Here is a 7,728-nt window from a genome sequence, read left to right as displayed (position 1 = left end):
GCTTTTTCAAAAAACAGTTCCAGTTCAAAAATGGTGACAGCCCTTGCGTCTATGGCCATCATATAGAAGTTCCCATTTCGTATTTCTAAAGAAAGGTCTTTACTTGGGTCTTCCTTTTCAAAATCAAATATTTCCCGCCCAAACCCACGGGGATTTTCGATTTCCCCCAGTAAAAAGCGCAGGATATCTATCATGTGTGAGCCGTTGTGGAGGGCGCCCTTTCCGTAATAGCCAGCCCCTTTTAAAAACCTGCCATAAGAGGGGATTTCTTTTTTTAAGTTATGGAATTCTTTTAAGAAGCGCCTGCTGTAGTTTACCGTTAAAGGGATTTTCCCTTCATAAAGTCGTTGTATTTCCACCGCCTCTTTAAAGGTGGAAGCCAATGGCTTTTCTGCAACCACAAGGCGGGGGGAATAACATGCAATTTCTTTTAACACCTCCCCGTGGAAAGCATCCGGGACGCAGCAGTAAACCACGTCCGCATCCCTTAAGGCGGATGGCGCATCCAGGAAGGCTTTTCCACCCCAGCGGCCAGCTGCTTCCCGGGACTTTTTTTCATCCCTGTCGTAAAATCCCAGCAGTTCAAAATCCGGGTGTAACAGTATGGCATGTGCATGGGTTAAAACTTTTTCGCTTTTTGGGGAGTCGAATCCTGCGGCAATATTTCCGGCTCCTATTATGACTGCTTTATACATCTTTATTCCTTCTTCAAGATAGCATTGATTAGCAAAGATTAAATTTAAAACTCTAAATATTTACTGCTTAATATACCGTTTTCTTTTAAAAGACATGGTATATTATTGATAATGGGATATAAACTAAAACAATTATTGCAGAATAAGTTACCTTGATGGTTAATTAATTTTTTCTTGCATACAGGACATGCATATGTGACATCACTTTCTGATTGTTTGTTAGAATTTCTTTTTTTAAGAATTGTGATTGCTGAATTATTATTGTAAGTAAAAATATCAAATAATTTATGTTCAATAACATCTGCATCAACTTCTTTTAATGTTTCTTTTAGACCTTTTATGTATTTCAATTTATCAATTCTTTCTTTTGTCTCTTCGTTTCCAAGTTCGTAGGAAGATTCAACTAAAATTAAATAATCCTTTGATACCCTGAGCATTTCTTCTATTGCACTTTTTTCTTTGCCCCTACTTTCAGCAATGCAATAGTAAGTAAAAACCAAATCAAAAGAATTATCTGCAAAGGGTAAAGAAAACATATTACCCAATGCTAAATTGATATTTTTACTTTTTTGCTCCATGAATTTTTGGGCATAAAACAGTCGCGATAGAGAAAGTTCAATTCCCCACGCCTGCTTATCTTCTGAAAGCCCCTCCAAAATATCACATATTGTAGTGGCTTCCCCTATTCCAACCTCAAGCATTGTTTGGAAAGAAAGCTTATTAAATTCATTTGACATGCATTTTGCTGCAAGTCGCGTATATTCTCCGGAAGTTAAATCGATAGGATTTCCTTGATAGAGATAAACATTTTTAATAACTTCGTTGGAATAATAGTTTTTCATGTAACTGCCAGCCTGATAATCATAGGCACACAAAACTGCATCTATGGAATTACTATCCTTTGTGCTGGTGTTTTCACGAAAATATTCCATAATATTAACATTTTTTGAGTAAAGCTCCTTTATACTATCCATGCTATTTTTTTAGTATGTCATAACCTGAAAACATACTCCTCCTTCTCACTTTTGTAGCTTTAATTTTCAAAAAGTTCATCTAAATTCACCCTGTTAAATATTTCTAGTTTTCCTCCCCTAGTAGCGTTATAAATCTGGATACCTTTTTCTTCAGCGTATTTTCTCGAATTCATATATACTTTTTGATTCAATTCAAGTTCGTACTCTGTGAGCTCATCCCGCATAACGTCTGCTTTTGTCTGATTTTCGCTAAAATGCTGCTGTTTCCCCGGTATATATGAATTGTCAACACCTAGTAAGTATATTTTTTCAAAGCCCAAATAAATAGCTAACTGTATACATACATTCGTTACCATACTTCCATGCATTACTTTGGTTGAGAAATCTTTTGTAACATTACATTCTGCGGTGACTTCCCTTCCCATAATTGAATGAAAAATTAAACATCGTTTTTCTAGTTCTTCATAGTTTGCATCAAGGGAACCATCTGACACAAAAATATCTTTTACGTCCATTTCCAGTAAATGATCCCCGTACTCCGTTGGGCACAAAGCATCTACACACAGCCAAATATCCGGCCGCCATTTATATTGAGGAAAAGAATAGAAAATTGAGTTCATGCTGATAGAAAATTCTTTATTTTCACGCAATTTTTCCAAGTCTTCTATTCTTAAACTGGGACCCGTTGCTACAATAAAGCAGCGCTCCCCTTTATGTGTGTCTTTCATGCACGCAATCTTTTCGTTTTTATATTCGTCCACATATAAAGTCCAATCATATATATCTATAATTGGTGTTTTTAAGCCGCCGTCCTTAATGCCTTTTTCATATATCGTTAATAAGACTGCATCCACATCCACTGCCGCAAGCGGCTTTACAGGCACATCCGGAAAATATTTTTTGAATTTTTCTATCATATTTTCCGGCATATCCTTATGGGGAATTAAAGCAACGTCTTTGTATCCCCGTTTTACCAGTTCCTCCCATACGATTACACTGTATAATGACATTCCGTAAACAGCTACTTTGGCGGGGATTTCAAGGTTCAGATTTTTCATAACCTTTTCTGCCCGCCGCCAGCCATATCCCATATATTCCGGTACACAATCTTCAATACAAAAATAAAACATATCGTCAGCATCAAGAATTTTCGCAATCCGTTCATTGTATGTAACACCGATTAATATTGCATATTCCAGATATTGTTCTTTATATTGTTCATAACTTACAACTGGCTTTCCGTAATAAGTTGTTCCTATTTTTTCTTTGTCAGAATCAATGAATGCAACGATTCTTTCATCGCCCAATGTTTCTCTGATAATCCGGCCTCGATAAGCGGCTCCCCATACTACATATTTCATATAATTTGTCTCCGTAGGGTTTATTGATTGTATGAAATAATTTCGCAGATTGGCTTAATCTGTGAATCACTTGCTTTTCCCATTCCGCTAGTGTATGATACAAAAAGAAGCAGGATTTCAGGAGGTGGGCAGATGGCAAGAACAGTGGCAATCGGCATACAGGATTTTGAAACATGTATTGTAAATGATTGTTTTTATATAGACAAAACCTCTTTCATCAAAGAATGGTGGGAAAGCAAAGACAGTGTCACTTTAATCACACGTCCCAGACGTTTTGGAAAAACACTGAATATGAGTATGCTGGAATGTTTTTTCTCTTTGAAATATGCAGATAAAAAAAACCTTTTTGAAAACTTGGAGATTTGGAAAGAGGAAAAATATAGGAATCTGCAGGGGACATACCCGGTAATCAGCTTAAGTTTTGCAAATGTGAAAACGGATACCTTTGAGAAAACGAAAACCAGAATCTGCCAGATACTTACTGATTTATATATTAAATTAGATTTTTTAAAAGACAGTACCTCTTTTACCCAAAAGGACAGAGAATATTTTGACCGGATTTGTGAAGGTATGCCTGAAACAGATGCAACCATTGCCCTCCATAAACTGTGTGATTACATGCAGCGTTATTATGGGAAAAAAACAATTGTGCTCCTGGACGAATACGATACGCCAATGCAGGAAGCATATGTACATGGCTTTTGGGATGAACTTGTAACATTTACCAGAAATCTGTTTAACGCAACATTTAAGACAAACCCTTACCTGGAAAGGGCGATTATGACTGGTATAACGAGGGTAAGTAAAGAATCAATTTTTTCTGATTTAAATAACATCAAAGTAGTATCTACCACTTCTGACGAATATGCAGAGGCCTTTGGCTTTACGGAGGAAGAAGTATTCGCCGGAATGGATGAGCAGGGATTTACTAAAAAAAATGAGGTAAAGAAATGGTATGACGGCTTTACCTTTGGAAACAAAAAAGATATATATAACCCATGGTCTATATTAAATTACTTGGATACCGGAAAAATTGGAATTTACTGGGCAAATACAAGCTCTAACAGTTTGGTAGAAAAGCTGATCCGGGAAGGCAGTTCCGATGTGAAAATAGTTATGGAAGATCTTTTAAACGGAAAAGCATTTCACGGGGTTATAGACGAACAAATTGCTTTCAACCAACTGGGACGTAAAACCAGTGCACTGTGGAGCCTGCTTTTAGCAAGCGGATATCTAAAAATAGAGCACTATGAATTTAATATCCAAAAAAGGAAAACGGAATATGATTTGGCAATTACCAACATGGAAGTGCAGTGTATGTTTGAACAGATGATATCAGACTGGTTTATGGAATACACGCCTCATTACAACAAGTTTGTCACAGCGCTTTTAAGCGGGAACCTGAAAGAAATGAATGTCTATATGAACAAAGTGGCATTAAATACCATCAGTTATTTTGACACAGGTAAGCGCCCCTCCGGGAGCGAGCCGGAAAGATTTTATCATGGTTTGGTTCTTGGGCTTTTAGTAGAATTGTATGACAAATATGTGATAACTTCTAACCGTGAAAGCGGATATGGGCGTTACGATGTAATCATGGAACCGCGGAAAGGAGAGAAGTCTGCAATTATATTAGAATTTAAAGTCCGTGAGCCGAATGAAGAAAGATCTTTGGAGGAAACGGCAAATGCAGCCTTACAACAGATTGAAGAAAAGGAATATGGACAGATTTTGCTGGAAAAAGGAATTTCCCCAGAACACATTCAAAAATATGGATTTGCCTTTGAGGGAAAAAACGTGTTGATTAAAAAGTATGAAAATTAATAATGGAGAAAAATTATGCGCTATTTTAACACAGAAGGATGTTGTAAACCAGATGAACATTATATGGTAAATTTATATGAAAGACTGAATAAAATTAAACAATCCTATGTGGACAGAGGAAAATATTTTGTCATTAATAAAGGTCGGCAGTATGGAAAAACCACAACCCTCACGGCACTGGAGCAATACTTAAAAACAGATTATCTTATCATTTCACTTGACTTTCAGCTAATGGGAACAGAAGATTTCTCTGATGAAACAATATTCTCACGTTCTATGGCGGAAAATATTATTTTTGCTTTAAAAAGTATGGAAGTGCAAAACCAGGAAATAATGATAAATCCTTTTTGCAAACTGGTTTTAAACCAGTGGGATTTTGGTCTAAGGGAATTGTTTATCGCTTTTAGCAGCATGTGCAAAAATTGCCCAAAACCTATTGTGTTAATGATTGATGAAGTGGACAGTGCCAGCAATAATCAGGTTTTTATAGATTTTTTGTCTCAGCTTAGAGGTTATTATTTAAAGCGGGAAAAAATGCCGATTTTTCACTCTGTAATCCTTGCCGGAGTTTATAATATTAAAAATCTGAAATTAAAACTTCGGCCGGATAAAGAGCATCAATATAACAGCCCATGGAACATTGCGGCAAAGTTTAAAATTAATATGAGTTTCTCGGCAAATGAGATTGCAGCTATGTTAAAGGAATATGAAAAAGACTATGATACCGGAATGGATATTCCAATGATAACCAGGGAAATTTATGATTACACATCCGGATACCCTGTTTTAGTTTCTGCCATTTGCAAATATTTGGATGAAGATTTGCCGGAAGAAGAAAAATTAAACGCACCAAGAGAAGCATGGTCAAAAGAAGGAATTACAAAAGCTGTAAAAAAGATTTTAATGGATGACGCACCGCTTTTTGAAAGTATGATTCGCCAGATGAAGGAGTACCCTGATTTGAAAAGAATGATGCAGGCCATTTTATTTCAGGGAAAGCGAATTACCTTTAATACGGATAATCCGATTATTGAGTTGGCATCTATGTTTGGATACATTGTAAGTCATGATGGAACTATCCAGGTGGCAAACCGAATTTTTGAGATGAGATTGTACAGCTATTTTTTATCGGAGGAAGAACTGACCAATGCGATATATGATGAAGCCCAGGGAAACAAAAATGATTACTTTCAGGACAACAGGCTTAACATGGAACTGGTTTTAAAGAAATTTGTAGAACACTTTACAGATATTTATGGAGAGAATGATGAAAAATTTCTTGAAACCCATGGACGTAAACTTTTTTTGCTATATCTAAAACCAATTATCAATGGAAAGGGAAACTATTATATTGAAGCCCAGACAAGAGATGCGAGGCGCACCGACGTGATTGTGGATTACCTTGGGGAGCAGTTTATCATTGAACTTAAAATTTGGCGAGGAAATGAGTACAATGAGCGTGGGGAAAAGCAGCTTTCTGATTATCTTGAATATTATCATAAAGATAAAGGATATATGCTCAGTTTTAATTTCCATAAAAAGAAAACCATTGGAATGAAAGAAATAAAAGTCGGAGGAAAAACCATTGTGGAAGCAGTAGTATAACACCTTTATGCTTCCACTTTCAGTATGGCCTTTTAGCCCAGGGAGGAATAGGATGATTTATATACGAACAGATATGAATAGTAAAATAGCTACAGGACATGTAATGCGCTGCCTCGCCATTGCTGATGCAGCGAAAGCCCTTGGTGAGTGTACTACATTTATATTGGCGGATTACCAGGCATGTGAATTAGTGGCAGAAAAAGGTCATAAGGCCATTGTTCTTGAAACACAGTGGGACGATATGGATAATGAATTACCGAAATTGCTTCCGATTTTGAAATCAAAAAATATTAAAAAACTGCTTATTGACAGTTATCAGGTAACAGAAAACTATTTAAAAATTTTATCTTCCTATGTTATAACAATTTATATGGATGATAAAAATTCTTTTGTTTACCCGGTTCATGCTCTTATTTGTTATGCAAATTACTGGAAAAAATTTAAATATACAAGCTTATATGAAAAAACCAAACTTTTTTTGGGATTAGAGTATGTTCCGCTTCGGAAGGAATTTTATAATTGCAGAGAAAAAATGATAAAAAAAGAGGCAGAGGAAATTCTTCTTTTATCTGGGGGTACAGACCCCTTTGGAATGCTTAAAAACATTTTAAGCGCTATGGATAAAAGTAAATATAAGAAAATAAATGTGATTTGCGGCAGATACGATTCAAGTTATGAAATTTTACAAGACCAATACAAATTCTTTCACAATATTCATATTTATCAAGCTGTTACAAATATAGAAGATTATATGAATACTGCTGACATAGCCGTTTCAGCCGGAGGTTCTACATTATACGAGTTATGCGTATGCGGCACACCAACTATTTCCTACTCTTTTGCGGATAATCAGTTGGATAATGTATACCAGTTTCAGAAAGATGGAATCATCGAATATGCCGGCGACGCAGGACAGGATAAGACTGTGACAAAAATTATATCTCTCCTGGATGAGTATCAAAGAGATGTAATACTGCGCACACAGCGTTCCAAAAAGATGCAGGCTCTAATTGACGGGAAAGGCGCGTCAAGAATTGTAAAGGCAATAAATGAAATTTAAATATCCTAGAGGTTCAGGAGAAAAAACTATTGTTTTCTCTCCTGAACCTCTTTTAGGGTAATGGGGATTAATTGAATGGTGGATGCTGCCCCTGCTTCATGGATTCTTTGTTCCACCGGGGGAGGAGTCATGTAATCTCCGTAGAGCAGGGTGAGGTAGGTGTGGTAATCCACGAAAGCCCGAAACTGCATCCCCTCAAATTCCATGTC

The 7,728-nt window shown here is 36.4% G+C and carries 6 protein-coding genes and 1 pseudogene; 3 read left to right on the top strand and 4 right to left on the bottom strand.

Features of this window, described 5'->3' with window-relative positions:
- From D7Y06_RS22840 to D7Y06_RS22830, 3 genes are all read right to left on the bottom strand, one after another.
- Window positions 1-695 (bottom strand): Gfo/Idh/MocA family protein (locus D7Y06_RS22840; protein WP_147415751.1); only part of this gene is annotated, 695 nt, incomplete at its 3' end.
- 44 nt (window positions 696-739) lie between these two features.
- Window positions 740-1,669, bottom strand: a complete 930-nt coding sequence (locus D7Y06_RS22835) for a methyltransferase domain-containing protein (RefSeq protein ID WP_120409857.1) — start codon at window positions 1,667-1,669, stop codon at window positions 740-742.
- Window positions 1,670-1,728: 59 nt separating this feature from the next.
- Window positions 1,729-3,030, bottom strand: a complete 1,302-nt coding sequence (locus D7Y06_RS22830) for a 6-hydroxymethylpterin diphosphokinase MptE-like protein (RefSeq protein WP_120409856.1) — start codon at window positions 3,028-3,030, stop codon at window positions 1,729-1,731.
- A 132-nt stretch (window positions 3,031-3,162) separates the two neighbouring features.
- On the opposite strand from D7Y06_RS22830, the gene D7Y06_RS22825 reads away from it, so the two are divergent.
- The 3 genes from D7Y06_RS22825 to pseG are packed head-to-tail and all read left to right on the top strand — an operon-like array spanning window position 3,163 to window position 7,519.
- Window positions 3,163-4,854: an AAA family ATPase gene (locus D7Y06_RS22825; RefSeq protein ID WP_120409855.1), complete on the top strand. Its 1,692-nt coding sequence runs from the start codon at window positions 3,163-3,165 to the stop codon at window positions 4,852-4,854.
- Window positions 4,855-4,869: 15 nt separating this feature from the next.
- Window positions 4,870-6,459, top strand: a complete 1,590-nt coding sequence (locus tag D7Y06_RS22820) for an AAA-like domain-containing protein (RefSeq protein ID WP_120409854.1) — start codon at window positions 4,870-4,872, stop codon at window positions 6,457-6,459.
- 52 nt (window positions 6,460-6,511) lie between these two features.
- Window positions 6,512-7,519 (top strand): UDP-2,4-diacetamido-2,4,6-trideoxy-beta-L-altropyranose hydrolase, encoded by a 1,008-nt coding sequence (pseG, locus tag D7Y06_RS22815; protein ID WP_158591469.1) that lies wholly within the window; start codon window positions 6,512-6,514, stop codon window positions 7,517-7,519.
- 26 nt (window positions 7,520-7,545) lie between these two features.
- On the opposite strand, the pseudogene D7Y06_RS26195 reads toward pseG, so the two are convergent.
- Window positions 7,546-7,728, bottom strand: a pseudogene (locus D7Y06_RS26195) (hypothetical protein); the annotation flags it as partial.

Origin of the sequence: Roseburia sp. 1XD42-69 (genome assembly GCF_003612565.1) — a bacterium.
In the GTDB taxonomy this organism is placed as follows: domain Bacteria; phylum Bacillota; class Clostridia; order Lachnospirales; family Lachnospiraceae; genus Roseburia_B.
Note: the sequence above shows the minus strand (reverse complement) of the source record. Positions and strands in the feature narration are given on the sequence as shown.

What these genes read in the sequence shown, in the direction of transcription:
- D7Y06_RS22820 (WP_120409854.1), top strand. Translation starts at nt 4,870, where the DNA reads ATGCGCTATTTTAACACAGAAGGATGTTGTAAACCAGATGAACATTAT.
- pseG (WP_158591469.1), top strand. Translation starts at nt 6,512, where the DNA reads ATGATTTATATACGAACAGATATGAATAGTAAAATAGCTACAGGACAT.
- D7Y06_RS22835 (WP_120409857.1), bottom strand. Translation starts at nt 1,669, where the DNA reads ATGGATAGTATAAAGGAGCTTTACTCAAAAAATGTTAATATTATGGAA.
- D7Y06_RS22825 (WP_120409855.1), top strand. Translation starts at nt 3,163, where the DNA reads ATGGCAAGAACAGTGGCAATCGGCATACAGGATTTTGAAACATGTATT.
- D7Y06_RS22830 (WP_120409856.1), bottom strand. Translation starts at nt 3,030, where the DNA reads ATGAAATATGTAGTATGGGGAGCCGCTTATCGAGGCCGGATTATCAGA.